Source organism: Thioalkalivibrio sp. ALJ16 (assembly GCF_000377345.1).
Taxonomy (GTDB): Bacteria; Pseudomonadota; Gammaproteobacteria; order Ectothiorhodospirales; family Ectothiorhodospiraceae; genus Thioalkalivibrio.
The window spans coordinates 1-22562 of record NZ_KB898047.1; the positions used below are offsets into that span (position 1 = coordinate 1).

Sequence of the window (22562 nt, forward strand, 5' to 3'; positions counted from 1 at the left end):
TCGGTGACTCCTACGACAACGCCCTGGCGGAGACCATCAACGGGCTGTACAAGACCGAGGTCCGGGCCTACTGGGGGCGTCTTAACGATCTACGCGACGTCGAGTGGGCTACGCTCCAGTGGGTCGACTGGTTCAACCGGCGACGCCTGTTGGAATCCAACGGGTATCGACCGCCGGCAATGATCGAAGCGCAGTACCATCAACCACTTCAGGGGTCCGTTCGTGCAGCGTGACCCAAACCAACGGGTCTCCGGGAAACCCGGGGCGGTTCACCTTTCTTGGGCAAGCAAGAAAGGACCTCGGGGCGCGCTGGCGAGTCAGCGCACGGCAGTACGTGGACCGGAGGCACCGTAAACACCGGAGGACGAACCAGGCCTAGCCAAAAATCGGCAGGTTGCGGACCGAAGGCACCATAAACACCGGAGGTCGAACGGGGAGCAGCCGCCACCAGGCAGGCGGCTAGATGAAGACACCGTACACGGCGAGGGACGGGGTCGGGGCGACCGGCGCGAGCCGGAACGGGGACGGTGGGCGGGGTGCTGTGGCGTTAGCTGTGCTTCAGGATCCGGGCGCGCTCGCGTTCCCAGTCCTTGTCCTTCTTGGCGGCACGCTTGTCGAACTCCTTTTTGCCCTTGGCCAGGCCAATCTCGAGCTTGGCGCGGCCGCGCTTCCAGTACAGGGCCATCGGCACCAGGGTATAGCCCTTGCGCTCCACGGCCCCGACCAGACGGTTGATCTCGGCCCGATGCAGCAGCAGTTTGCGGGTGCGGCTGGGGTCCGGGTGGATATGGGTGGAGGCGGTGGGCAGCGGTGTGACGTGCGCGCCGAACAGAAAGGCCTCGCCGTTGCGCAGCAGTACGTAGGACTCACTCAGCTGCGCGCGCCCGGCGCGCATGGACTTGACCTCCCAGCCTTCCAGTTCCAGCCCGGCTTCCAGTCGGTCCTCGATAAAGAAATCGTGGCGCGCCTTGCGGTTGAGCGCGATGGTGCTGGAGTTGTCTCCGCCTTGTTTCTTCTTCTTTCCCATAACCTGTGCAGTGTACTGCAGGCGGCGCGGCGAAGCAGGCCGTATGGGCCTGCGTCCGTGGTGAAAGTTGAGCCTGAGGACCCGCTGCCCCACAATTCCGGCGGACTCGGCGGCGCGCTGTGCGCCCGGGCTTGGGCGATCGCCGGGCGCGATGGCCGCGCACACGCCTTCCGTCTCCGCTCAACAAGGAGCCATTGATGCCTGCCACGACTTCGATCCACGGGCAATGGACGACCCGCCTGGCCTTCATCCTGGCGGCCACCGGTTCGGCCGTCGGCCTGGGCAATATCTGGCGCTTTCCCTATATCGCCGGCGAGAACGGCGGTGGCGCCTTTGTGCTGGTTTATCTCGGCTGCATCCTGCTGATCGGCCTGCCGGTGATGATGGCCGAGATCATGCTGGGGCGGCGCGGGCGCCAGAGCCCGATCAACACGATGTCGGCGCTGGCGCGCGAGGAAGGGCTGTCACGCGCGTGGGGCATGATCGGGTGGATCGGTGTGCTGGCCGGCTTCCTGATCCTGTCGTTCTACAGCGTGGTTGCGGGCTGGTCGCTGTCCTATGTGTTCAAGTCGGGGACCGGCGGCTTCCTGGGGCTCGACGCGGAGGGGTCCGAATCGATGTTCGGCGGCATGCTGGCCGATCCCGAGGCGCTGCTGGCCTGGCATACGATCTTCATGGTGATGACCGCGATCGTGGTGGCGCGCGGGGTGCAGTCGGGGCTGGAGAAGGCCGTCACCATCCTGATGCCGCTGCTGTTCCTGATGCTGGTGGTGATGGTCGGTTATGCGGTGGTCCAGGGGCAGTTCTTCGCCGGTCTCCAGTTCCTGCTGTATCCGGATTTCTCCGCCCTGTCCGCGAACGCGGTGCTGCTGGCCATGGGCCAGGCGTTCTTTACCCTCAGTCTCGGCATGGGCGCGATCATGATCTACGGCAGCTACCTGCAGAGCGAGGCCTCCATCGCACGGACCTCCACCGCGGTGGTCGGGGCGGACACTCTGGTGGCGATCATGGCGGGGCTGGCGATCTTCCCCATCGTGCTCGGGGCGGGCCTGTCGGCCGAACAGGGCCCGGGCCTGATCTTCGTGACCTTGCCGCTGGCCTTTGCCGATATGCCGGGCGGGCTGTACTTCGGCACCATGTTCTTCGTGCTGCTGGTGTTCGCGGCCTGGACGTCGGCGATCTCGATCATCGAGCCGGCCGTGGCCTTCCTGGTCGAAAACCTGGGGCTGACCCGGGTGACAGCGACCACCCTGATCGCGATCGGTGCCTGGTTGCTGGGCATCGGGGCCCTGCTCTCGCTGAACGTCTGGTCCGACTACACCCTGTTCGATATGGGCATCCTGGACCTGTTCGACTATGTGACCGCCAATATCCTGCTGCCGCTGGGTGGCTTCCTGATCGCGATCTTCGTGGGCTGGCGCATGACCGAGCGCTCGGTGCAGTCCGAGCTGCGCATGCAGCACCCCGGGCTGTACCAGTTGTGGTACTTCCTGGTCCGGTTCGTGGCCCCGGTCGCGATCCTGTTCGTGTTCCTGCGCGCAGTGGAGCTGATCTGATGGCCTCGAAGATCCGGCGCTACGCGGACGTGCCCTACACCCGCGAGCAGATGTTCAACCTGGTGAACGACGTCGACGCCTATCCCGAGTTCCTGCCGGGCTGTCGCAGCGCCTCGGCGCGACCGCGCGGCGAGCACGAGGTCGAGGGGACGATCGAACTGGCCAAGGGTGCGCTGCACAAGTCGTTCACCACCCGCAACACGCTCAAGCGCCCGGAGAGTATCGACATGCGCCTGGTGTCCGGCCCGTTCCGGCGCCTGCACGGGACCTGGACCTTCTCCCAGGTCGAGGGCGGGCGCACCCGCATTGCCCTGGAGCTGGAGTTCGAGTTCGCCAACCGCATCATGGCGTTTGCGATCGGGCCGGTGTTCAACCAGATCGCCAACTCGCTGGTGGATGCCTTTGTCCAGCGCGCGCGCGAGGTGCACGGTGCCGGATAGCCCCACGGCACCGGCCGCCGAGGACGGCATGATCCGCGTGGAGGTGGCCTATGCGCGCCCGGAGCGTCAGGTGATCCTGCCGCTGGTGGTGCCCGAGGGGACGACCGTGGACACCGCGCTGCGGCAGTCGGATATCGAGCAGCAGTTCCCCGAGATTGATCTGGAGACGGTGAAGGTCGGTATCTTCGGCAAGATCACCCGCCGCGACACGGTGCTGAGGCCGCGCGACCGTATCGAGGTCTATCGGCCGCTGCTTGCGGACCCGAAGGAGGTCCGGCGTCAGCGTGCCGGCAAGGGTCGCAAGAAGCCGGGCAAGGGGGAGGCCGCCGGCGCGGCGGCGCCGGACTCCACGTCGGAACCGCAGGGGTAGACAGGCGCGCACCGGGGGCGGGCCCGGCGTCAGTTATCGTCCATGTCCACCGGGTGGTCGTCCAGTGCCACCGGCTGCGGGATGTCGGACTCCACGTGGCTCACCACACCGTTGTCGAAGTGGATCGTGACGCGCTGGCGCTCAGTGGCACCGAAGCCGGGGCGGCGGTAGTAGACGTAGTCCCAGCGGTCATCGGCACGGAAGGCGGGCTCCAGCTGCGGTGAGCCCATCAGGAAGCGCACCTGCTGCGGCGTCATGCCGGGCTGGATCTGGGCCACCTGGGCTGGATCGATCACATTGCCCTGCTGCACGTCCAGACGGAACTGGTTGAGGCCGCCGCAGGCGCTGAGCAGGCTTGCAGCCACGGCAATAGAAATGAGAATCTTAATCATCTGAGCGGGCGGTCCTCGGCGTCTGGTGGGCCGTGAACGCGCATGGTACACCAAAGCATACCGCGGCCCTCAAGCCGGCGGTCGCAGGAATTCGGGTGATGGAGACAAGCAATCTCAAGAAGGCGGGGCTCAAGGTCACGCTGCCGAGGATGAAGATCCTCGAGATCCTCGAGACCTCGGAGACGCGTCACCTGAGCGCCGAGGCGATCTATCGCGAACTGCTCGATTCCGGCGAGGAGATCGGCCTTGCCACCGTGTACCGCGTGCTGACGCAGTTCGAGGCGGCGGGGCTGGTGTGCCGGCTGCACCTGGAGGGCAATCAGGCGGTCTTCGAGCTGGAGCGTGGTGGCCACCATGACCATATCGTCTGCAACCAGTGCGGGCGCGTGGAGGAGTTTTTCGACGAGACGATCGAGCGGCGCCAGCGCGATGTGGCCCAGCATCATGGCTTTGCGATCAAGGATCACGCCCTGGTGCTGTACGGCGACTGCGTGGACAGCGCCTGCCCGCACCGCCCGGCTTGACCGCGCCCCTTTATTCGCGGCTTCCCCAGTCGCGCCAGCGTCACATTCGAGATCCTGCTCGCCGGGCAGTGGCCGCCTGCAGAACCCGGCCTGGCCACAACCAGTCAGGTGGCGGATCGAAGCCACCGCAAATGCGCTGCACCGAACCGAGGACGCTCCAGGAGGCGGGCGGGTGCAGCCCGGGTCAGGTAGACGTGGCGAGCTTCGCCGCGAAATGCGCCGGTGCGAACCCCTCCTGCTGGCGCAGGTAGTCGACCAGCTGCGCGGCGAAGTCGGCCGGCACCGAGTCGCGCACGGCCGGCATGTCACGCAGAGTCTCCCAGCGCGCCGCCAGGCGCGGGAAGCTGTCCGCCTCCCAGGGGCTGTCCGGGTCCTCCAGCAGCGCATAGCGCATCAGGATCGGTGCCAGCGTGGCGTCGATCAGCGAGAAGCCCGGCGCGCCCAGCCGGTCGTCAGTGCCGATCTGCTGCTCCAGACGTTCCAGGCCGCGGGCGGCGGTGTGCCGTGCCAGCTCGAAGGCATCTTCGGTGGTGGCGGTCATCCACTGGTACTGGGCGAAGGTCTGTTCCGACAGGTACTCGATCCAGGCGCGCGTGCGGGCCTGTTCCAGCGGTTCCGCCGGCATCAGTGGGGGTGGGGTGATGGCGTCAACGTACTCGTTGATCACGGCCGATTCGAACAGCACGGTGTCGTGATCCACGATCAGCAGCGGGACCTTGCCCAGCGGCGAGCGCTCGCGAAACCAGTCTGGCGGATCGAGCAGATCGATCAGGTCCAGCTGGAACGGGACTTTTTTGTATTTCAGCGTGATCACGCTACGCTGAACGAACGGACAGATAGCGAAACTGATCAGGTGCAGATGCGGCAGATTCATGGTGATGTTCGGCGTCCGCGGGCGGGTCGGTTGCCGCCCCGAATAGTCTCGGTCCGCCGGCTCCTCGCTTGGAAAGAGCGCATATTGTCTCCCCTCCGGCCGACCCGGGGAACCCTTGGGCAGGGGTAACGGCCAGGCCGCACCGGGCAGTGCCGGGCTGCGCATCGACAAGTGGCTGTGGGCCGCGCGCTTCTTCAAGACCCGCGCGCTGGCGACCGAGGCCGTCAGTGGCGGCAAGGTTCATGTGAACGGCGAGCGCTGCAAGCCGGCGCGTCGGCTGCACCCCGGCGATCGCCTGACGATCCATCGCGGCACCCAGGTCTGGGAGCTGGACGTGGTGGCGCTCAACGATCAGCGGCGCCCGGCGAGCGAGGCCCAGGCTTTGTACACCGAGATCCCCGAAAGCGAGGCCCGGCGCGCGGCCGAAGGCGAACGCCGCCGCGCCGAACGTGCCGGCGCCGACCGGGCCCCGGGGCGGCGGCCGGACAAGCGCGATCGGCGCAAGATTCGCCGCTTTATCCGGCAGGACGCCAGCGACAGGAGCGAACCCGAATGAGTCAGACCGATGGCGCCGCCCGCGCGCCGATCACGCCCCGGCTTGCCGTGGATCTGGTAATCCACCACCCGGCGCAGCCCGGTCGCGTGCTGGTGATCGAGCGTCGCAACCCTCCCCATGGCTGGGCCCTGCCGGGTGGTTTTGTCGATGTGGGCGAGACCACCGAGCACGCGGCGGTCCGCGAGGCGCGCGAGGAGACCGGGCTGGAGGTCACGCTGGAGACCCTGCTCGGTGTGTATTCCGACCCCGGCCGCGACCCGCGCGGACATACCGTCAGCGCGGTCTATATCGCCCGCGGTCAGGGCCAGGCGCAGGCGGCCGACGACGCCGCCGACTGCGCCTGGCTGGCGCCGGATGACCCGGGGCAGGTCCTGGTCTTCGATCACCGGCGCATCCTGGATGACTATCTGCGCTACCGCCTGACCGGCGAGACGGCGGCGCTGCGTCGGGTACAAAAAGCGGGATGAAGCGGGCCAAGCTGTTACCATACGGGGCTTCCGACCACCGATACGGTTTCGAGTGACACAGGCAGACCCCGCAACCCGATCCCGTCGCGACGGCGACCTGCCGGAGCCGCGCGTCTACGAGCGTGCGGAACACGGCATCTCGCGCGCCCTGATCGACGATAACGCCCTGAAGGTGCTCTACCGCCTGCGCGATGCCGGTTACCGCGCATGCCTGGTGGGGGGTGGCGTGCGCGACCTGCTGCTGGGGCGCGAGCCCAAGGACTTCGATGTCGCCACCGATGCGACGCCGGAACAGGTGCGCGGCCTGTTCCGCAACTGCCGCCTGATCGGGCGCCGCTTCCGCCTGGCACATGTCCTGTTCGGCCGCGAGATGATCGAGGTCGCCACCTTCCGCGCCCCGCATGACGACGCCGAGGGCGACGAGCAGGTGGCCCTGTCCGACGAGGGCCGCATCCTGCGCGACAACCGCTACGGCACGATCGAACAGGATGCGGTGCGGCGCGACTTCAGCGTGAACGCGCTGTACTACGACATCGAGGACTTCTCGGTGCTGGATTACACCGGCGGGGTCGAGGACCTGCGCGCCGGGGTGCTGCGCCTGATCGGGGACGATGTCGAGACACGCCTGCGCGAGGACCCGGTGCGCATGCTGCGCGCGGTGCGCTTCTCCGCCAAGCTGGGGCTGCGTATCGCCCCCGAGGTCGAGGCGGGCATTCGGGAGCTGGCCACGCTGATGCAGACCGTGGCGCCGGCGCGCCTGTTCGACGAGGTGATCAAGCTGTTTCACAGCGGTGCGGCGGTCACCTGTCTGGACGAGCTGGAACGTTTCGGGCTGTTCGCGCCGATGTTCCCGGAGGCGGCCGAGTGCTTTGCCGACCCGGAGACGGGGGCCGAGCGCCGTCAGTTCCTGGTCGAGTCGCTGCTGAACACCGACAAACGCATCAACGAGGAGCTGGGCGTCAATCCGGCCTTTCTCTACGCCGCGATCCTGTGGGCCCCGGTTCAGGTCGAGGCGGCGGCACGCATCGAAGCCGGGGAGCAGGAGATCCCGGCCTGGCAACAGGCCATGGCCGAGGTGCTGGATCGCCAGGTCAGGACGGTCTCGATCCCCAAGCGTTTCAGCCTGATCGTGCGCGAGATCTGGGAGCTGCAGGCACGGCTGGAGCGCTACCGCGGCGGCCGCGCGCTGCGTCTGCTGACGCACCCGCGCTTTCGCGCCGGCTATGACTTCCTGTGCCTGCGCGCCCGCGCAGGGGATGCCGATCCGGAGCTGTGCCGCTGGTGGACCGAAATCCAGGAGCAGGACGAGGCTGGACAGAAGGCCCTGGCGGGCGCGGCTTCGGGCAAGGGGCCCAAGGGGCGCTCGCGCCGCGGCGGTCGCCGACGCCGGCGAGGCCGCAAGGGCGGCTCCGGGGGCGGCGGCCAGGACGGCAGCAGCGGCAACACCCCGTCCGGGGGTGATCAGGGGGGCGGCGAATGACGGCAACCGGGGGTGGCGTGCATGCCTATATCGGCATCGGGGCGAATCTGGGTGACCCCGAGGCCCAGGTGCGCGAGTCTTTTGTCCGCCTGGCCCGCGACCTGCCGCAGACGCGCCTGACCGGTCGTTCGCGCCTGTTCCGCAACCCGCCGATGGGGCCCCAGGATCAGCCCGACTACGTAAACGCGGTGGCCCGTCTGCAGACGCACCTGCCCCCCCTGGAGCTGCTGGACGGGTTGCAGGCGATCGAGTGTGCCTGCGGGCGCGAGCGTGACGGCACCCGCTGGGGGCCGCGGCGCCTGGATCTGGATTTGCTGCTGTTCGGTGACCAGCAGCTGGAGCTGCCGGGGCTGCAGGTACCGCACGCCGGTATCGCCGAACGGGACTTCGTGGTGCTCCCGTTGCTGGAGCTGGCGCCGGGGCTGCGGGTGCCGGGTCTGGGTTCGCTGGAGCAGCTGGCGCAGCGCTTTGACGGGGCAGGGCTGCTCCCGGTCATGGAGCCAGGGGAGGCCGTGGCGACCGCGGAGGGCCGCGGATGAGTCTCGGCGATTTCGACTTTATTGCGGTGGAGGGCCCCATCGGCGTCGGGAAGTCGAGCCTGGCGCAACGGCTGGCCGAACACCTCCAGGCCGAAGGCATCTTCGAGGCCCCGGACGAGAACCCGTTTCTTGACCGTTTCTACCAGGACCCGGACAAGCACGCCCTGGCCACACAGCTGCACTTTCTGGTGCAGCGCGTACGCCAGCTGACGCCGGTGGCGCAGAAGGGCCTGTTCGAACAGCGGCACGTGTCCGACTATCTGATGGACAAGGACCCGCTGTTCGCCGAGCTGAATCTGCACCCCGACGAGCTGGAGATCTATCGCGAGATGTTCCGCCACCTGCGCGGCGGGTTGCCGCGGCCGGACCTGGTGATCTATCTGCAGGCACCGGTGGAGGTGCTGCAGGAGCGCATCCGCCGTCGGGCACGACCGTACGAACGTCACATCGAGAGCGGTTACCTGGAACGGCTGAACGCCGCCTACGCGGAATTCTTCTATCATTTCGAGGGACCGGCGCTCGTGATCGTGAACGCCACCGAGATTGACTGGGTGAATAACCCGGCCGATTTCGATCAGCTGGTGCAGTTCCTGGAGCCGATCCAGGGCGGGCGGCACTACTTCAACCCGTTGCCGATCTCGCTTTAGGCACGCCGGACTGCCCGGGAGGCATGAGTATGCGGCCGATTACCGTGAACACCCTGGCCAGCCGCAAGCAGGCGGGTGAACCCATTGCCTGCCTGACGGCCTATGACGCGGCCTTCGCCGGTCTGCTGGACCGCTGCGGCGTGGATGTGATCCTGGTGGGCGATTCGCTGGGCATGGTGGTCCAGGGTCATGCGACCACCCTGCCGGTCACACTGGACGACATGGTCTACCACGTTGCCTGTGTGGCGCGCGGCAGCGCGAATGCCCTGATCATGGCGGACATCCCGTTTCTGGGTGACGTCGATCCGGCCACGGCACTGACCCAGGCTGGCGCACTGCTGCGCGCTGGCGCACACATGGTCAAGGTCGAGTGCGGCACGGTCGAGGTTCCGGTGGTCGAGCGGCTGGTCGCCGCCGGCATCCCGGTCTGTGCCCACCTGGGGCTGACGCCGCAGGCCGTGCACCGCTTCGGGGGGCACCGGGTCCAGGGGCGCGACCCGAAGGCGGCGGCGGAGATGGAATCACTGGCCGCCTGCCTGGAGGATGCCGGCGCACAGGCCTTGCTGCTGGAAGGCATCCCGGAAAGCCTGGCCGATGCCATTGTGCGCAGTGCCGGGGTGCCCGTGATCGGTATCGGTGCCAGCCCCCGCTGCGATGGCCAGGTGCTGGTGCTGTCCGATGTGCTTGGCCTGACGCCGGAGCCGCCGCGTTTCGCACGGGATTTTCTTGCCGACGGTGGCTCCCTCGAAGGCGCGGTACGGGCCTACTGCGAGGCTGTGCGCACGCGCGCCTTCCCACAGTCTGGTGTGCATACATTCAGCTAGTAGTGAGTCGGCAGCCGCGGTGCCCAAGCTCGCATCGTACCGGCCGGGTATTGACCGAGGATCAAGACGGACCTGACCCATGAGAATTCTGCGTGATCGGCCCCAGCTGGTAGCCATGCATCGAGAGTGGTCGCGCAAGGGGCGCGGCACCGTGGCACTGGTGCCCACCATGGGCAACCTCCACGAGGGACACCTGACCCTGATTCGCCATGCCCGGGCGCGGGCTCAGCGCGTGGTGGTGTCGATCTTCGTGAACCCGCTGCAGTTCGACCGCCCCGAGGACCTGGAGCGCTATCCGCGTACCCTCGACGAGGATGCCCGGCTTGCCACTGACGCCGGCGTGGATGCCCTGTTCTGCCCCAGCGACGAGGACATGTACGCCCCGGACGGGATGCCCCCGGTGCGCGTGGTCGTGCCGGTGCTGTCCGAGATCCTGGAGGGCAGCTACCGTCCCGGGCATTTCGACGGGGTCGCCACGGTGGTTACCAAGCTGTTCAATCTGGTGCGTCCGGACCTGGCGCTGTTCGGCGAGAAGGACTACCAGCAGTTCAAGCTGATCGAGCGCATGGTGCAGGGGCTGGATATCCCGACCCGGGTGGAGGCGATCCCGACCGTGCGCGAGCCGGACGGGCTGGCGTTCAGTTCGCGCAACAGCCAGTTGCCCGAATCGGCGCGCAGCGTGGCCCCCGAACTCAAGCGGGTGCTGGACGAGGTCGCGACGGTCTGCCGCACCGCGACCGTGTTCGACGCCGATCGCATCCCCGAGGTCGAGGGGCGTGCCTGCGAGCGCCTGCGCGAGGCCGGTTTCGATCCGGAGTACCTGTCGATCCGGCGCGCCGACGACCTGCTGGAGCCGGCATCGGGCGTGCCGCTGGCAGAGCAGGACCTGGTGGTCCTGGCGGCGGCCTGGCTGGAGGGCGTACGCCTGATCGACAATGTCCGCACCCGCCCGGACTGAGCCCATCTCTTTGTAACCACGCAGCGCACGAAGCAAAGAGCGGTCACAGGAAGACGGGAAGATTCGAAGAGGGCCGGATGGCCCTCGATCGTTTACGCACCGCCAACCAAGAATCCCTTCCTGTCTTCCAGCCTTCCTGTGAATGGCCCTTGAACTGCTTCGTTTTTTCGTGGGCTTCGTGGTGAAAAACATTGACCTGAACGGGCGGGTTTGCCGTGGTCGCCGGGATCGCGGATAATTTTTCGCCCCCAGAGGTTATCGCCGGGAAAATCGCCGATGCACGTCACCATGCTCAAGGGCAAGCTGCACAAGGCCCAGGTCACTCATTGTGAGCTGGAGTACGAGGGCTCGTGCGCCATCGATACGCGGCTGCTGGAAGCCGCCGGCATCCTGCCGTTCGAGCAGATCCAGATCTACAACGTCGACAACGGCGAGCGCTTCACCACCTACGCGATCGAGGGCGAGCCGGGCTCCGGCATCATCTCGGTCAATGGCGCGGCCGCGCACAAGGCGGCGGTGGGGCACCGCGTGATCATCTGCGCCTACGCGCAGATGGAGGCCGCCGCGGCCCGGGAATTCACCCCGAACCTCGTGTATCTCGACGCCCGCAACGCGATCGTGCGCACCGGCCACGGCATCCCGGTGCAGGCCGCCTGAAAAACCATCCCCCCTCGCGTGCTCCCCGCAGTTGTAGGGCCCGCAGTTGTAGGGCAACGGCCTCGCCGCTATCCTCCACACCCATGAATCTCCACGAATTTCAGGCCAAGGTGCGCTTTCGCGACGCCGGCATCCCCGTTCCCGACGGACAGGTGATCACCCACCCCGACCAGCTCCCCGCCGCCTGGCAGGCCCTGGGCGCCGAGCGCGTGCTGGTCAAGGCCCAGGTGCATTCCGGCGGGCGCGGCAAGGCCGGTGGCGTGGTGATGGCGGATTCCCCCGAGGCCGCGCGCGAGGCCGCGGAGAGGCTGCTGGGCTCGCGCCTGGTCACCGGGCAGAGCGGTCCCGAGGGCCTGCCGGTGGATCAGCTCCTGCTGGAGCCGGCCGCGGATATCGCCCGCGAGTTCTACTTTGCCCTGCTGGTGGACCGGGCCCGCGAGCGCCTGGCGCTGGTGGTCTCCGCCGAGGGCGGCATGGACATCGAAACCCTGGCCGCCGAACGGCCCGAGGCGGTGATCACCCTGCCGATCCACCCGGCCACGGGCGTGATGCCGTTTCACGGGCGGCGGGTTGCCTTTGCCCTCGGGCTGTCGGGCGAGCCGGCCAAGGCGATGGCCCAACTGGTGACCAATGCCCATGCCCTGTTCCAGCAGCTGGATGCGCAGTTGCTGGAGATCAACCCGCTGGTGCTGACCGCTGACGATCAGCTGCTGGCCATCGACGCCAAGCTGACCGTGGACGACTCCGCCGCCTACCGCCAGAAGTCGCTGATGGCCGAACGCGACGCACGCCAGCGCGACCCGGCCGAGGAACAGGCGCACGAGCACGACCTCAACTACATCCGCCTGGACGGCTCCATCGGCTGCATGGTGAACGGGGCGGGCCTGGCCATGGCCACGATGGACCTGATCAAGCACCACGGCGGCGAGCCGGCCAACTTCCTGGATGTCGGCGGCGGCACGACGGTGGAGCGGGTCACGGCCGCGTTCAAGTTGATCCTGTCGGACCCCTCGGTGAAGGCGGTGCTGGTGAATATCTTTGGCGGCATCGTGCGCTGCGACCTGATCGCCGAGGGCATCATCGCCGCGATCCGCGAGGTGCAGGTCCAGGTGCCGGTGGTGGTGCGGCTGGAAGGCACCAACGCGGAGCAGGGCCGCGAGGCGCTGGCCAGCTCCGGTCTGGACGTGATCCCGGCCGCGGACCTCGACCGCGCGGCGCGCACCGTGGTGGAGGCCGTGGCATGAGCATCCTCGTCGATCGCGATACGAAGGTGATCTGCCAGGGCTTTACCGGCAAGCAGGGCAGCTTCCACTCCGAGCAGGCGATCGCCTACGGCACCCGTCTGGTCGGGGGCGTGACGCCCGGCAAGGGCGGGCAGACGCATCTGGACCGTCCGGTGTTCGATACCGTCGCCGATGCGGTGGCGCAGACCGGTGCGACCGTCAGCATGATCTATGTCCCGGCCCCGTTCGCGGCCGATGCGATCTGCGAGGCGGCGGATGCCGGCATCGAACTGGCCGTGTGCATCACCGAGGGCATCCCGGTACAGGACATGATCCGGGTGAAGCAGGTCCTCGCCGGCAGCCCGACCCGCCTGATCGGGCCGAACTGCCCCGGCATCATCACGCCGGATGCCTGCAAGGTCGGCATCATGCCGGGCTATATCCACCAGCGCGGGCGCATCGGCATCGTCTCGCGCTCCGGCACCCTGACCTACGAGGCGGTCAAGCAGACCTCGGATCGGGGGCTGGGCCAGAGCACCTGCATCGGCATCGGTGGCGACCCGATCCAGGGGCTCGACTTCGTCGACTGCCTGCGGCTGTTCCGCGACGATCCGGAGACCGACGGTGTGCTGCTGGTCGGCGAGATCGGCGGCGATGCCGAGGAGCGCGCCGCGCGCTATATCGAGAGCGAATTCGACAAGCCGGTGGCGGCCTATATCGCGGGTGCCACCGCACCGCCCGGACGTCGCATGGGCCATGCCGGGGCGATTATCGCCGGCGGCCAGGGCACGGCCGAACAGAAGATGGCGGCCCTGCGCGCGGCGGGTGCGAGCGTGGCCGAGAGCCCGGCCGAACTCGGCCAGGCCATGCAGTCCGCGCTCGATCGCGCCTGATACGCCGCGATGGCGTCCGCCGATGACCTGCCGCTGGCCCTGGCCCAGATCAACCCGATCGTGGGCGGGCTGGATACGAACCGCCACCTGATCGAGGACGCGATCGAACAGGCCCGCGCCGCCGGCGCGCGCGCGGTGGTCTTCCCCGAACTCGCCCTGACCGGCTACCCCCCGGAGGACCTGCTGCTGCGTCCGGCCTTCCTGCGCGCGGTGGAACAGTCCCTGGCCGCGATCACGCGCGCGGTGCAGGGCATCGATGTGATCCTCGGCGCGCCGGTGGCCACCGATCAGGGCCTGGTGAACGCCGCGCTGTGGCTGCGCGACGGCCGCGAGATCGCGCGCTATGCCAAGCAGGTCCTGCCCAACTATTCGGTATTCGACGAACAGCGCTATTTCGTCGCGGGCGATCAGGCCTGCGTGGTCGAGCTCGCGGGCTGGCGGATCGGCCTGACCGTCTGCGAGGACATCTGGCAGGCGGCGCCGGCCGCCGCCGCAAAGGCGGCCGGCGCCGAACTGATCCTGAACCTGAATGCCTCGCCCTATCATCGCGGCAAGGCCGAGGAACGCCTGCAGGTGGTGGGGGCGCGGGTCGCCGAGACCGGCTGCCCGGTGGTCTACGTGAACCAGGTGGGGGGGCAGGACGAGCTGGTGTTCGACGGCCGCTCCTTCGTGCACGATGCCGCGCACGGGGCGCGCGCGGTACTGCCGGCCTGGGCGACCGGATATGCCCTGGTGCAGGCCCGGCGCGGACCGTCGGGGATCGAACTGCAGCCGCGCCCCGAGACCATGCACCTGTCCGCCTGCGGCATCCGCCCGACGCTGACCGACCCCGGCCCGGAGCCGGACGAGACGGATGCCCGCGACCTCTACCAGGCCCTGATGATCGGCATCCGCGACTATGTCGCCAAGAACGGGTTTCCCGGCGTGCTGCTGGGCCTGTCCGGCGGCATCGACTCGGGGCTGACGGCCGCGCTGGCGGTGGATGCCCTGGGGCCGGCCGCGGTGACCGCGGTGATGATGCCGTATCGCTATACGGCGTCGATGAGTATCGAGGACGCCGAGGCACAGGCCCGGCTGCTGGGCATCGAGTACCACGAGATCGCGATCGAACCGATGGTGCAGGACTTCCTCGAGGGGCTGTCACCGGCGTTCGCCGCCATGCCGGCCCACGCGGGGGATGTGACCGAGGAGAATCTGCAGTCGCGCGCACGCGGGGTGCTGCTGATGGCACTGTCGAACCGCAGCGGCAAGCTGCTGCTGGCGACCGGGAACAAGTCCGAGATGGCCGTGGGCTATTCCACGCTGTACGGCGACATGAACGGCGGCTTCGCCCCGCTCAAGGATGTCTCCAAGCAGTGGGTGTACCGCCTGGCGCGCTGGCGCAATACGCGTGGCGCGGCGGTCCCCGAGCGGGTGATCGAGCGTCCGCCCAGCGCCGAACTGGCGCCTGATCAGAAGGATGCCGATTCGCTGCCCCCCTACGAGGTGCTGGATGCGGTGCTGGAGGCCTTCGTCGAACAGGAGCGCTCGGTGGAGGAGATCGTGGCCGATGGCTTTGATCGGGCCACCGTGGAACGCATCGCGCGGCTGGTGTTCCTGGCCGAGTACAAGCGCCGTCAGGCCCCGCCCGGCGTGCGCGTCAGCCGCCGCGCCTTCGGCCGCGACCGGCGCTACCCAATCACCTCCGGCTACCGCCCGGACTGATCTGCCCTGCCGCGCTCTGGATGCACCACAAAGCACGAAGGCACGAAGAAGGGCAAAAATCTTGTCACCACAGAGGGCACGGAGAACACAGAGAAAATCAGGATTGAAGTGCTAGGCGCATCGATTTCCGCCCTCGCCCTACATACATCACAAATGTGCCCTTTCTTTTCTCTGTGTCCTCTGTGATCTCTGTGGTGCAAACGCCCTTGACCTTGCCTTTCTCCGTGCCTTCGTGGGCTTCGTGGTGATCCATCAGCAGGGTCAGACGTTGTGAGGAGGTGAGGAGCGCGGCGCAAGGCTGGGGGTTTGATACACTTCCAAAGGTGAGACAAGCGCCCGCGCGGCGGGCACAACTAAAGGGATTCGCATGAAGAAGATCGAGGCGATCATCAAGCCGTTCAAGCTGGAAGATGTCCGCGAGGCCCTGACCGAGATGGGCATTGCCGGCATGACCGCGACCGAGGTCCAGGGCTTTGGTCGGCAAAAGGGCCATACCGAGCTCTACCGGGGTGCGGAATACGTGGTCGACTTTCTGCCCAAGGTAAAGCTGGAGCTGGTGGTGGACGACGACCGCGTGGACCCCTGCATTGACGCGATCGTGAAGGCCTCGCGCACCGGCAAGATCGGGGACGGCAAGATCTTCGTCTCCGACATGTCGCGGGTGGTCCGCATCCGTACCGGAGAAGAGGGCAGCGAGGCCCTCTGAGCGACGGATCCTCCGGCGCTTGATCGATCTGCCACGAAGCGCACGAAGAAGGTCAGGGGCGGTTAACGGGAAGGCTGGAAGAGGGGAAGGGTGATTGGGGTGTGGGGTTGGCTGGTGTCCGTCGCAGCCCCGAACGTACGCAATATCCGTGGCGGCCAAACCCGATCAACCTTCCAGTCTTCCCATCTTCCTGTAGACGCTTTTCCCTCTGTGCCGTAGCGGACTGAACGAGTGCCCGGGGGCTCAGTTGGTGAGGAACGGGATGCGGTCCATTACGCGCCACAGGCCACGGCGTTCGTCGCCTTCCAGTTCCACTGGTTCGCCCGCGCGCACGGCCACGGCGGCGTCCGGGTAGTTCAGCTCCAGCACGGTCATGGTGTTCTCGGCGTGATCGTCCAGGCCAAGCTCGGTGTAGGCGCGATGCAGCACGGCCAGGGCCTTCGGCATGACCTCGGAGCCGGGGTACACGGCCACCACGTTGCGGGCGCGCTGCGCGGCGGCGACCCAGGCGGTGCGCTCGATGTAGAACTCGGCCACCCGCAGTTCGTAGGCGGCCAGCGCATTGCGGATGTAGATCATGCGCTGGTAGGCGTCCGGGGCATAGCGACTGTCGGGAAACTCGCGGATCAGGCGGTCGAAGTCCTGGAACGCCTGGTCGAACGGCTCCGGGTCCATCTCGGCCGGGTCGCGCGGGAACAGGTTGGCGAGGAAGCCCTGCTGACGGTTGAAGTTGATCAGCCCGCGCAGGTAGTACGCATAATCCAGGTTCGGATGGCGCGGGTTCAGCTGCACGAAGCGGTCCACCGCGGCCAGGGCGGGTTCCGGCTCGCCGGCCTTGTAGTAGGCGTAGGGGATCTCGATCTGCGCCTGCTGCGCGTAGCGCCCGAAGGGATAGCGCGCCTCGAGTTTTTCGTAGTAGTCGACGGCCTGGTCGTAGTTGCCCGCGTTGAGGGCGCTCTTGGCCTCGCCGTAGAGCTGACTGGCGGACCAGCCCAGTGTGGGGTCTTCGCGCCCGGCACAGCCGGCGACCACGAGCGCCACGAGCAGAACGACGAGCAGGCGCGGCAGTTGCGGGACAAACATCACGGCGAGGCCTCACAGATGAATCAAAGTCCACGGATTCTACAACATCACGCCCCGGTGGCGACGAGCAGGGGTACGCGATGAGCACGAGCCGCGAGGCCTTCTTGCCGGAGGAGGCTGCCGGCCAGCGTCTGGACGCGGCGCTGGCGCGCCTGTTCCCGGAGTATTCCCGCAGCCAGCTGACGCAGTGGCTGAAGGAAGGCGCCCTGCGGGTGGATGGCGCGCAGCCGCGTCCACGCACCCCGGTTCGGGGCGGGGAACGGGTGGAACTGAGCCCCCCGGATGCGCCGGTGCTGGCGGCGGAACCCGAGCCGATCGCGCTGGACATTGTGTACGCGGATGCCGCGGTGCTGGTGATCAACAAGCCGGCCGGGCTGGTGGTGCACCCGGCGGCCGGGCATCGTGACGGCACCCTGGTGAATGCGCTGCTGCACCATGCCCCGGAGCTGGCGCAGCTGCCGCGGGCCGGGGTTGTGCACCGCCTGGACAAGGACACCACCGGCCTGATGGTGGTCGCGCGTACCCCGGAGGCCCAGACCGCCCTGGTGCGGCAGCTGCAGGCGCGCACGGTGCACCGCGAATACCGGGCGCTGGTGCAGGGTCGGGTCATCAGCGGGGCCACCATCGACGAACCGATCGGGCGCCATCCGGTGGATCGGAAGCGCCAGGCAGTCACCGGCGGCGGCAAACCCGCCGTGACCCACTACCGCGTAGCCGAGCGCTTCCCCGCCCACACCCTCCTGAATGTGCGGCTGGAGACCGGGCGCACGCATCAGATCCGGGTTCATATGGCGCATATCCGGCATCCCATCGTGGGCGATCTGACCTATGGTGGGCGTCCGCGCCCGGTCCGGGGCATGAGCGAGGCGATCCGCGCCACCCTGGCGGCCTTCAAGCGACAGGCCCTGCACGCGGCGCGACTGGAGTTCGAGCACCCCGTCACCGGCGACCCCTGCAGCTTCGAGGCCCCGCTGCCGGCCGATTTCGAGGCCCTGCTGACCGCCCTGCGCGAGGACGCCGGAGAGCACCCGGATGGCTGAATCCTTGCCCCTGCTTGTGCCGCCGCGGACGGCATTGCCGGCGGCGGTGCGCGCGCTGCAGACCACGCGCCGGGGCGGGGTCAGCCCCGCCCCCTGGGATACGCTGAATCTGGCCCTGCACACTGGCGATGACCACGAGCGGGTCGGCATGAACCGGGAGCGTCTGCAGCGTCACCTCGGGCTTGCGCAGGTGGTTGCCTGGCCGCGCCAGGTGCACGGGACGCAGGTGGTCCGGGCCGAGGATCTGCAGGCGGCGCAGGCGCGGGGCGTGACGCTCGAGGCCGATGCCGTCGTCACCGCCCGCCCCGGCGTGGTTTGCGCGGTGCAGACCGCCGACTGTCTGCCTGTGGTGTTCGCCGCCGTCGATGGCCGGGCCGTGGGCGTGGCCCATGCCGGCTGGCGCGGGCTGGTCGATGGCGTACTTGAGGCGACCGTGGAGGCCCTGCGTGCGGAGTATCCGGACACGTCGATTCAGGCCTGGATGGGGGCGTCCATAGGGCCTGAGGCCTTCGAGGTCGGCCCCGAGGTGCGCGCGGCCTTCCTGGCGCAGGACCCAGGGGCCGGGGCCGCGTTTGTTCCGACAGGCGCCGGCCGCCTGCTGGCGGACCTGTACCACCTGGCCCGGAGACGGCTCGAACGCGCCGGCGTGAGCCGTGTGGCCGGCGGTGGCCGCTGCACCTTCCGCGAGGCGGAGCACTTCTTTTCCTACCGTCGCGAAGGCGAGACCGGGCGCATGGGCACGCTGGTGTGGATCGAGCCACTCTAGGGAGACGCTGATTTGATCGCACGTCCGCGCTGGTGCCCCCCTGTGTTCCAGGACAAGGCGCGTCGTGCAGCGGGTAGTGGTTCTACCCGCCCGTTTTTGATCAAGAACGGGTGCGCGTACGTGCGATTCAATCAGCGTCTCCCGAGCCCTGGCCACCCCACCCCGGCGGCGGTCGTTTGTTGCGATCCTCCTTGAAGCCGCCCGGGCTGCCCCCATGATTCGTGTCAGTTCATCAAGATTTGACCGAGGGGTTTCCCAATGCGAATGGATCGCCTGACCACCAAGTTCCAGTCCGCGATCGCCGATGCGCAGTCTCTTGCCGTTGGCCGTGACCATCAGTTCATCGAACCGTCCCATCTGCTGCTGGCCTTGCTGGACCAGGATGGCGGCACCGTGCGCCACGTGCTCGACCGCGCGGGCGTCAACGTGCGCCAGCTGCGCTCGGCGCTGGGCGAGGCGCTGGACCGCATGCCCCGCGTCGAGGGTGCGGCCGGCGAGGTCCATGTCTCCAATGACCTCGGCCGGCTGCTGAATGTCTGCGACAAGCTGGCCCAGCAGAACAAGGATCAGTACATCTCCAGCGAGCTGTTCCTGCTCGCCGCCGTCGACGAGAAGGGCGGCGTGGGCGAGATGCTGCGCCATGCCGGTGCCAACAAGGACGCGCTGGACAAGGCCATCCATGACATCCGCGGCGGCAACCAGGTGGACAACCCGGATGCCGAGGAGAGCCGCCAGGCGCTGGAGAAATACACCACCGACCTGACCGAGCGCGCCGAGCAGGGCAAGCTGGACCCGGTGATCGGTCGGGACGAGGAGATCCGTCGCTCGATCCAGGTGCTGCAGCGCCGCACCAAGAACAACCCGGTGCTGATCGGCGAGCCGGGCGTCGGCAAGACTGCGATCGTCGAGGGCCTGGCGCAGCGCATCATCAACGGCGAGGTGCCCGAGGGGCTCAAGGACAAGCGCGTGCTTGCGCTGGACCTGGGCGCGCTGCTGGCCGGGGCCAAGTACCGCGGCGATTTCGAGGAACGGCTGAAGTCCGTGCTCAAGGAGCTGTCGCAGGAAGAGGGCCGGGTGATCCTGTTCATCGACGAGATCCATACCCTGGTGGGCGCCGGCAAGGCCGAGGGCGCGATGGACGCGGGCAACATGCTCAAGCCGGCGCTGGCGCGCGGCGAGCTGCACTGCATCGGCGCGACCACGCTCAATGAGTACCGCGAGAACATCGAGAAGGACGCCGCGCTGGAGCGCCGCTTCCAGAAGGTGCTGGTGGACGAGCCCAGTCAGGAGGACACCATCGCCATCCTGCGCGGGCTGAAGGAACGCTACGAGGTCCACCACGGCATCGAGATCACCGACCCGGCGATCGTCGCGGCCGCGCAGCTCTCGCAGCGCTACATCACCGACCGCCAGCTGCCGGACAAGGCGATCGACCTGATCGACGAGGCGGCCAGCCGCATCAAGATGGAGATCGACTCCAAGCCGGAATCCATGGATCGCCTGGAGCGCCGCCTGATCCAGCTGAAGATCGAGCGCGAGGCGCTGAAGAAGGAATCCGACGACGCCTCGAAGAAGCGCCTCGACACGCTGGAGGGCGAGATCGAGCGCCTGGAGCGCGAGTACTCCGATCTGGAAGAGGTGTGGAAGTCCGAGAAGGCCTCGGTCTCCGGCGCCGCACAGCTGAAGGAAGAACTGGAACGCGCCCGCCTGGAGCTGGAGACGGCCCGCCGCGCCGGGGATCTCTCGCGCATGTCGGAACTGCAGTACGGGCGCATTCCGGACCTGGAGAAGTCCCTGGCCATGGCCCACGAGATGGAGAGCCAGGAGACCCAGCTGCTGCGCACCAAGGTGACGGACGAAGAGGTCGCCGAGGTGGTCTCGCGCTGGACCGGCATCCCGGTCGCCAAGATGCTGGAGGGCGAGAAGGACAAGCTGCTGCGCATGGAAGAGGCCATCGGTGACCGCGTGGTTGGCCAGAACGAGGCGGTGCGGGCGGTGGCCAATGCCATTCGTCGCTCGCGGGCGGGCCTGTCCGACCCGAATCGCCCGAACGGCTCGTTCCTGTTCCTCGGCCCGACCGGCGTGGGCAAGACCGAGCTGACCAAGGCGCTGGCCGGGTTCCTGTTCGATACGCAGGAGGCGATGGTGCGCATCGACATGTCCGAGTTCATGGAAAAACACTCCGTGGCGCGGTTGATCGGGGCGCCCCCGGGTTATGTCGGCTACGAGGAGGGTGGCTATCTGACCGAGGCCGTGCGCCGCAAGCCGTACTCGGTGATCCTGCTGGACGAGGTCGAGAAGGCGCACCCGGATGTCTTCAACGTGCTGTTGCAGGTGCTGGACGACGGGCGCTTGACGGACGGGCACGGCCGTACCGTGGACTTCCGCAACACGGTGATCGTGATGACCTCCAACCTGGGCTCGCAGCAGATCCAGGAGATGGCCGGCGAGGAGAACTACGCGGCGATGAAGGACGCGGTGATGGAGATCGTCGGGCAGCACTTCCGCCCCGAGTTCATCAACCGGGTGGACGACGTGGTGGTATTCCATCCGCTGGAGCGCGAACAGATCCGCGCGATCGCCGATATCCAGCTGCAGTATCTGCGCAAGCGGCTGGAGGAGCGCGATCTGGGCCTGACCATCACCGATGCCGCGCTGGACCACCTGGGCGCTGCGGGCTTCGACCCGGTCTACGGGGCGCGTCCGCTCAAGCGGGCGATCCAGACCCAGCTGGAGAACCCGCTGGCGCAGTCGCTGCTGGCCGGCGAGTTCGGCCCCGGCGATACCATCGCAGTGGATATGGAGGGCGACCATCTGATCTTCAGCAAGGCCGGCGCCGCCGCCTGACGCGGCGCATCGGCAGACCCTGGCTCATTCTCCTGGCCCAGCCCCCGAAAGGCCCGCTTGCGCGGGCCTTTTTCTTTCTGTCCGGGGCGTGGGGCGCGCCCGGGGTGCCGGGATATTGCCCGGCACTTGCGGGTCTACGGAGAATGCGCCCCAGCCCCCGCGTCGGGGCAGGCGTCCACATCATTGCAAGGAGACCGGCATGGGTGACCTGAACGGAAAGGTGTTTGTGATGACCGGCGGTGCCGGTGGCATTGGCGAGGCAACCGCAAGGCGGGCACACGCCGAGGGTGCGTGCGTGGTCATTACCGACCGCGAGGCCGCGCCGGTGGAGGCCATCGCCGCAGAACTGGGTGACCGCGCACTCGGATTGGCCGTGGATGTGACCCGGCGTACAGACAACGAGCGCATGGTCGCGGCCGCGCTGGAGCGCTTCGGGCACCTCGACGGGGCGTTCCTGAATGCCGGCATCGAGGGTGAGGTAGGCCCGTTCGACAGCCGTTCCGAGGCCGCCTGGGAGAAGGTCTTCGCGGTCAACGTGCATGGCGTGCGTCTTGGCGTGGAGGCCGTCCTTCCTGCCCTGCGCCGCGGGCTGGGCGGCAGCATCGTGATGACCTCCAGCGTGGCCGGCTTGCGCGGGGCCGCCGGCCTGGCACCCTACGTGTCCAGCAAGCACGCGGTGGTCGGCATGATGAAATGCCTGGCCGCGGAGCTGGGGCCGGAGCACATTCGGGTCAATACGTTGAACCCGGGGCCGGTGGCCAATCGCATGATGCAGTCGATCGAGGAACAGGCGAACCCGGGGCACGGCGAAGAGGTGCACCAGTCCTTCGAGTCGCGCATCCCGCTGGGTCGTTACGTCAGCAACGAGGAGTGCGCCGGACTGGCCGTATTCCTATTATCCGATGCGGCGTCCGGCTGTACCGGCAACACCTACGTTGTCGACGGCGGCCTTTGTGCCCAGTAGCAGCGGCTTTGGGGTTGCGGTTGTA

At 67.8% G+C, this 22562-nt stretch carries 25 protein-coding genes; 21 read left to right on the plus strand and 4 right to left on the minus strand.

Annotation, left to right across the window (positions count from 1 at the left end):
* The coding region (locus D000_RS0109710; RefSeq protein WP_018873337.1) for an integrase core domain-containing protein at positions 1 to 233 on the plus strand (233 nt) is incomplete at its 5' end.
* Positions 234 to 547: 314 nt separating this feature from the next.
* Here the strand turns inward: D000_RS0109710 and smpB are convergent.
* A complete protein-coding gene (smpB, locus tag D000_RS0109715; RefSeq protein WP_018873338.1) occupies positions 548 to 1027 on the minus strand; it encodes an SsrA-binding protein SmpB in 480 nt (159 codons plus the stop codon).
* 197 nt (positions 1028 to 1224) lie between these two features.
* Here smpB and D000_RS0109720 point away from each other — a divergent pair, with 197 nt between their 5' ends.
* Genes D000_RS0109720 through D000_RS0109730 form a run of 3 tightly spaced genes read left to right on the plus strand, consistent with a single transcriptional unit; the run spans position 1225 to position 3393 of the window.
* A complete protein-coding gene (locus tag D000_RS0109720; protein WP_018873339.1) occupies positions 1225 to 2583 on the plus strand; it encodes a sodium-dependent transporter in 1359 nt (452 codons plus the stop codon).
* The gene (locus D000_RS0109725) at positions 2583 to 3023 is read left to right on the plus strand and encodes a type II toxin-antitoxin system RatA family toxin (protein ID WP_018873340.1); all 441 of its coding nucleotides are present in this window, start codon (positions 2583 to 2585) and stop codon (positions 3021 to 3023) included. The genes D000_RS0109720 and D000_RS0109725 overlap by 1 nt, the downstream gene beginning before the upstream one ends.
* The gene (locus D000_RS0109730) at positions 2980 to 3393 is read left to right on the plus strand and encodes an RnfH family protein (protein ID WP_081616664.1); all 414 of its coding nucleotides are present in this window, start codon (positions 2980 to 2982) and stop codon (positions 3391 to 3393) included. The genes D000_RS0109725 and D000_RS0109730 overlap by 44 nt, the downstream gene beginning before the upstream one ends.
* Positions 3394 to 3422: 29 nt before the next feature.
* Here D000_RS0109730 and D000_RS0109735 read toward each other — a convergent pair whose 3' ends face one another.
* Positions 3423 to 3785, minus strand: coding sequence for an outer membrane protein assembly factor BamE (locus D000_RS0109735; RefSeq protein ID WP_018873342.1), 363 nt, complete (start codon positions 3783 to 3785; stop codon positions 3423 to 3425).
* A gap of 98 nt (positions 3786 to 3883) precedes the next feature.
* On the opposite strand from D000_RS0109735, the gene fur reads away from it, so the two are divergent.
* On the plus strand, positions 3884 to 4309 hold the full coding sequence (gene fur, locus D000_RS0109740; RefSeq protein ID WP_018873343.1) for a ferric iron uptake transcriptional regulator: 426 nt from the start codon (positions 3884 to 3886) through the stop codon (positions 4307 to 4309).
* A 184-nt stretch (positions 4310 to 4493) separates the two neighbouring features.
* Here fur and D000_RS0109745 read toward each other — a convergent pair whose 3' ends face one another.
* A complete protein-coding gene (locus D000_RS0109745; RefSeq protein WP_018873344.1) occupies positions 4494 to 5183 on the minus strand; it encodes a glutathione S-transferase family protein in 690 nt (229 codons plus the stop codon).
* A gap of 115 nt (positions 5184 to 5298) precedes the next feature.
* Here D000_RS0109745 and D000_RS0109750 point away from each other — a divergent pair, with 115 nt between their 5' ends.
* The 12 genes from D000_RS0109750 to D000_RS0109805 all read left to right on the plus strand — a co-directional run bounded on the left by D000_RS0109750 (position 5299) and on the right by D000_RS0109805 (position 15837).
* Positions 5299 to 5739: an RNA-binding S4 domain-containing protein gene (locus D000_RS0109750; protein ID WP_018873345.1), complete on the plus strand. Its 441-nt coding sequence runs from the start codon at positions 5299 to 5301 to the stop codon at positions 5737 to 5739.
* The gene (locus D000_RS0109755) at positions 5736 to 6206 is read left to right on the plus strand and encodes an NUDIX hydrolase (protein ID WP_018873346.1); all 471 of its coding nucleotides are present in this window, start codon (positions 5736 to 5738) and stop codon (positions 6204 to 6206) included. Before D000_RS0109750 ends, D000_RS0109755 begins: the two co-directional genes overlap by 4 nt.
* 52 nt (positions 6207 to 6258) lie before the next feature.
* Positions 6259 to 7686: a polynucleotide adenylyltransferase PcnB gene (gene pcnB / locus D000_RS0109760; RefSeq protein WP_018873347.1), complete on the plus strand. Its 1428-nt coding sequence runs from the start codon at positions 6259 to 6261 to the stop codon at positions 7684 to 7686.
* Positions 7683 to 8225, plus strand: a complete 543-nt coding sequence (gene folK, locus D000_RS0109765; RefSeq protein ID WP_018873348.1) for a 2-amino-4-hydroxy-6-hydroxymethyldihydropteridine diphosphokinase — start codon at positions 7683 to 7685, stop codon at positions 8223 to 8225. Before pcnB ends, folK begins: the two co-directional genes overlap by 4 nt.
* Positions 8222 to 8872, plus strand: a complete 651-nt coding sequence (locus D000_RS0109770; protein WP_018873349.1) for a deoxynucleoside kinase — start codon at positions 8222 to 8224, stop codon at positions 8870 to 8872. Before folK ends, D000_RS0109770 begins: the two co-directional genes overlap by 4 nt.
* A 29-nt stretch (positions 8873 to 8901) precedes the next feature.
* Entirely contained in the window at positions 8902 to 9696 is a 795-nt protein-coding gene (panB, locus tag D000_RS0109775; RefSeq protein ID WP_018873350.1) for a 3-methyl-2-oxobutanoate hydroxymethyltransferase, read from the plus strand.
* A 79-nt stretch (positions 9697 to 9775) separates the two neighbouring features.
* A complete protein-coding gene (panC, locus tag D000_RS0109780; RefSeq protein ID WP_026279896.1) occupies positions 9776 to 10654 on the plus strand; it encodes a pantoate--beta-alanine ligase in 879 nt (292 codons plus the stop codon).
* Between the two features lie 276 nt (positions 10655 to 10930).
* Positions 10931 to 11311, plus strand: a complete 381-nt coding sequence (gene panD, locus D000_RS0109785; protein ID WP_012983407.1) for an aspartate 1-decarboxylase — start codon at positions 10931 to 10933, stop codon at positions 11309 to 11311.
* A gap of 83 nt (positions 11312 to 11394) precedes the next feature.
* Positions 11395 to 12555 carry an ADP-forming succinate--CoA ligase subunit beta gene (sucC, locus tag D000_RS0109790; protein WP_018873352.1) on the plus strand — a complete coding sequence of 387 codons (1161 nt, stop codon included), beginning with the start codon at positions 11395 to 11397 and terminating at the stop codon, positions 12553 to 12555.
* A complete protein-coding gene (gene sucD / locus D000_RS0109795; RefSeq protein WP_018873353.1) occupies positions 12552 to 13427 on the plus strand; it encodes a succinate--CoA ligase subunit alpha in 876 nt (291 codons plus the stop codon). Before sucC ends, sucD begins: the two co-directional genes overlap by 4 nt.
* A gap of 9 nt (positions 13428 to 13436) precedes the next feature.
* Entirely contained in the window at positions 13437 to 15131 is a 1695-nt protein-coding gene (locus tag D000_RS0109800) for an NAD+ synthase (RefSeq protein ID WP_018873354.1), read from the plus strand.
* Between the two features lie 367 nt (positions 15132 to 15498).
* A complete protein-coding gene (locus tag D000_RS0109805) occupies positions 15499 to 15837 on the plus strand; it encodes a P-II family nitrogen regulator (protein WP_017940393.1) in 339 nt (112 codons plus the stop codon).
* A gap of 243 nt (positions 15838 to 16080) precedes the next feature.
* Here D000_RS0109805 and D000_RS0109810 read toward each other — a convergent pair whose 3' ends face one another.
* Positions 16081 to 16923 (minus strand): outer membrane protein assembly factor BamD, encoded by an 843-nt coding sequence (locus D000_RS0109810; protein WP_026279897.1) that lies wholly within the window; start codon positions 16921 to 16923, stop codon positions 16081 to 16083.
* A gap of 77 nt (positions 16924 to 17000) precedes the next feature.
* Here D000_RS0109810 and rluD point away from each other — a divergent pair, with 77 nt between their 5' ends.
* The 4 genes from rluD to D000_RS0109830 all read left to right on the plus strand — a co-directional run bounded on the left by rluD (position 17001) and on the right by D000_RS0109830 (position 22537).
* Positions 17001 to 17960, plus strand: a complete 960-nt coding sequence (gene rluD / locus D000_RS0109815) for a 23S rRNA pseudouridine(1911/1915/1917) synthase RluD (protein WP_018873356.1) — start codon at positions 17001 to 17003, stop codon at positions 17958 to 17960.
* Positions 17953 to 18726, plus strand: a complete 774-nt coding sequence (pgeF, locus tag D000_RS0109820; protein WP_018873357.1) for a peptidoglycan editing factor PgeF — start codon at positions 17953 to 17955, stop codon at positions 18724 to 18726. The genes rluD and pgeF overlap by 8 nt, the downstream gene beginning before the upstream one ends.
* A gap of 264 nt (positions 18727 to 18990) precedes the next feature.
* On the plus strand, positions 18991 to 21573 hold the full coding sequence (gene clpB, locus D000_RS0109825; RefSeq protein ID WP_018873358.1) for an ATP-dependent chaperone ClpB: 2583 nt from the start codon (positions 18991 to 18993) through the stop codon (positions 21571 to 21573).
* A gap of 199 nt (positions 21574 to 21772) precedes the next feature.
* Positions 21773 to 22537 (plus strand): SDR family NAD(P)-dependent oxidoreductase, encoded by a 765-nt coding sequence (locus D000_RS0109830; protein WP_018873359.1) that lies wholly within the window; start codon positions 21773 to 21775, stop codon positions 22535 to 22537.
* Positions 22538 to 22562: the final 25 nt, after the last annotated feature.

What these genes read in the sequence shown, in the direction of transcription:
- smpB (WP_018873338.1), bottom strand. Translation starts at nt 1,027, where the DNA reads ATGGGAAAGAAGAAGAAACAAGGCGGAGACAACTCCAGCACCATCGCG.
- D000_RS0109720 (WP_018873339.1), top strand. Translation starts at nt 1,225, where the DNA reads ATGCCTGCCACGACTTCGATCCACGGGCAATGGACGACCCGCCTGGCC.
- D000_RS0109725 (WP_018873340.1), top strand. Translation starts at nt 2,583, where the DNA reads ATGGCCTCGAAGATCCGGCGCTACGCGGACGTGCCCTACACCCGCGAG.
- D000_RS0109730 (WP_081616664.1), top strand. Translation starts at nt 2,980, where the DNA reads ATGCCTTTGTCCAGCGCGCGCGCGAGGTGCACGGTGCCGGATAGCCCC.
- D000_RS0109735 (WP_018873342.1), bottom strand. Translation starts at nt 3,785, where the DNA reads ATGATTAAGATTCTCATTTCTATTGCCGTGGCTGCAAGCCTGCTCAGC.
- fur (WP_018873343.1), top strand. Translation starts at nt 3,884, where the DNA reads ATGGAGACAAGCAATCTCAAGAAGGCGGGGCTCAAGGTCACGCTGCCG.
- D000_RS0109745 (WP_018873344.1), bottom strand. Translation starts at nt 5,183, where the DNA reads ATGAATCTGCCGCATCTGCACCTGATCAGTTTCGCTATCTGTCCGTTC.
- D000_RS0109755 (WP_018873346.1), top strand. Translation starts at nt 5,736, where the DNA reads ATGAGTCAGACCGATGGCGCCGCCCGCGCGCCGATCACGCCCCGGCTT.
- folK (WP_018873348.1), top strand. Translation starts at nt 7,683, where the DNA reads ATGACGGCAACCGGGGGTGGCGTGCATGCCTATATCGGCATCGGGGCG.
- D000_RS0109770 (WP_018873349.1), top strand. Translation starts at nt 8,222, where the DNA reads ATGAGTCTCGGCGATTTCGACTTTATTGCGGTGGAGGGCCCCATCGGC.
- panB (WP_018873350.1), top strand. Translation starts at nt 8,902, where the DNA reads ATGCGGCCGATTACCGTGAACACCCTGGCCAGCCGCAAGCAGGCGGGT.
- panC (WP_026279896.1), top strand. Translation starts at nt 9,776, where the DNA reads ATGAGAATTCTGCGTGATCGGCCCCAGCTGGTAGCCATGCATCGAGAG.
- panD (WP_012983407.1), top strand. Translation starts at nt 10,931, where the DNA reads ATGCACGTCACCATGCTCAAGGGCAAGCTGCACAAGGCCCAGGTCACT.
- sucC (WP_018873352.1), top strand. Translation starts at nt 11,395, where the DNA reads ATGAATCTCCACGAATTTCAGGCCAAGGTGCGCTTTCGCGACGCCGGC.
- sucD (WP_018873353.1), top strand. Translation starts at nt 12,552, where the DNA reads ATGAGCATCCTCGTCGATCGCGATACGAAGGTGATCTGCCAGGGCTTT.
- D000_RS0109800 (WP_018873354.1), top strand. Translation starts at nt 13,437, where the DNA reads ATGGCGTCCGCCGATGACCTGCCGCTGGCCCTGGCCCAGATCAACCCG.
- D000_RS0109805 (WP_017940393.1), top strand. Translation starts at nt 15,499, where the DNA reads ATGAAGAAGATCGAGGCGATCATCAAGCCGTTCAAGCTGGAAGATGTC.
- rluD (WP_018873356.1), top strand. Translation starts at nt 17,001, where the DNA reads ATGAGCACGAGCCGCGAGGCCTTCTTGCCGGAGGAGGCTGCCGGCCAG.
- pgeF (WP_018873357.1), top strand. Translation starts at nt 17,953, where the DNA reads ATGGCTGAATCCTTGCCCCTGCTTGTGCCGCCGCGGACGGCATTGCCG.
- clpB (WP_018873358.1), top strand. Translation starts at nt 18,991, where the DNA reads ATGGATCGCCTGACCACCAAGTTCCAGTCCGCGATCGCCGATGCGCAG.
- D000_RS0109830 (WP_018873359.1), top strand. Translation starts at nt 21,773, where the DNA reads ATGGGTGACCTGAACGGAAAGGTGTTTGTGATGACCGGCGGTGCCGGT.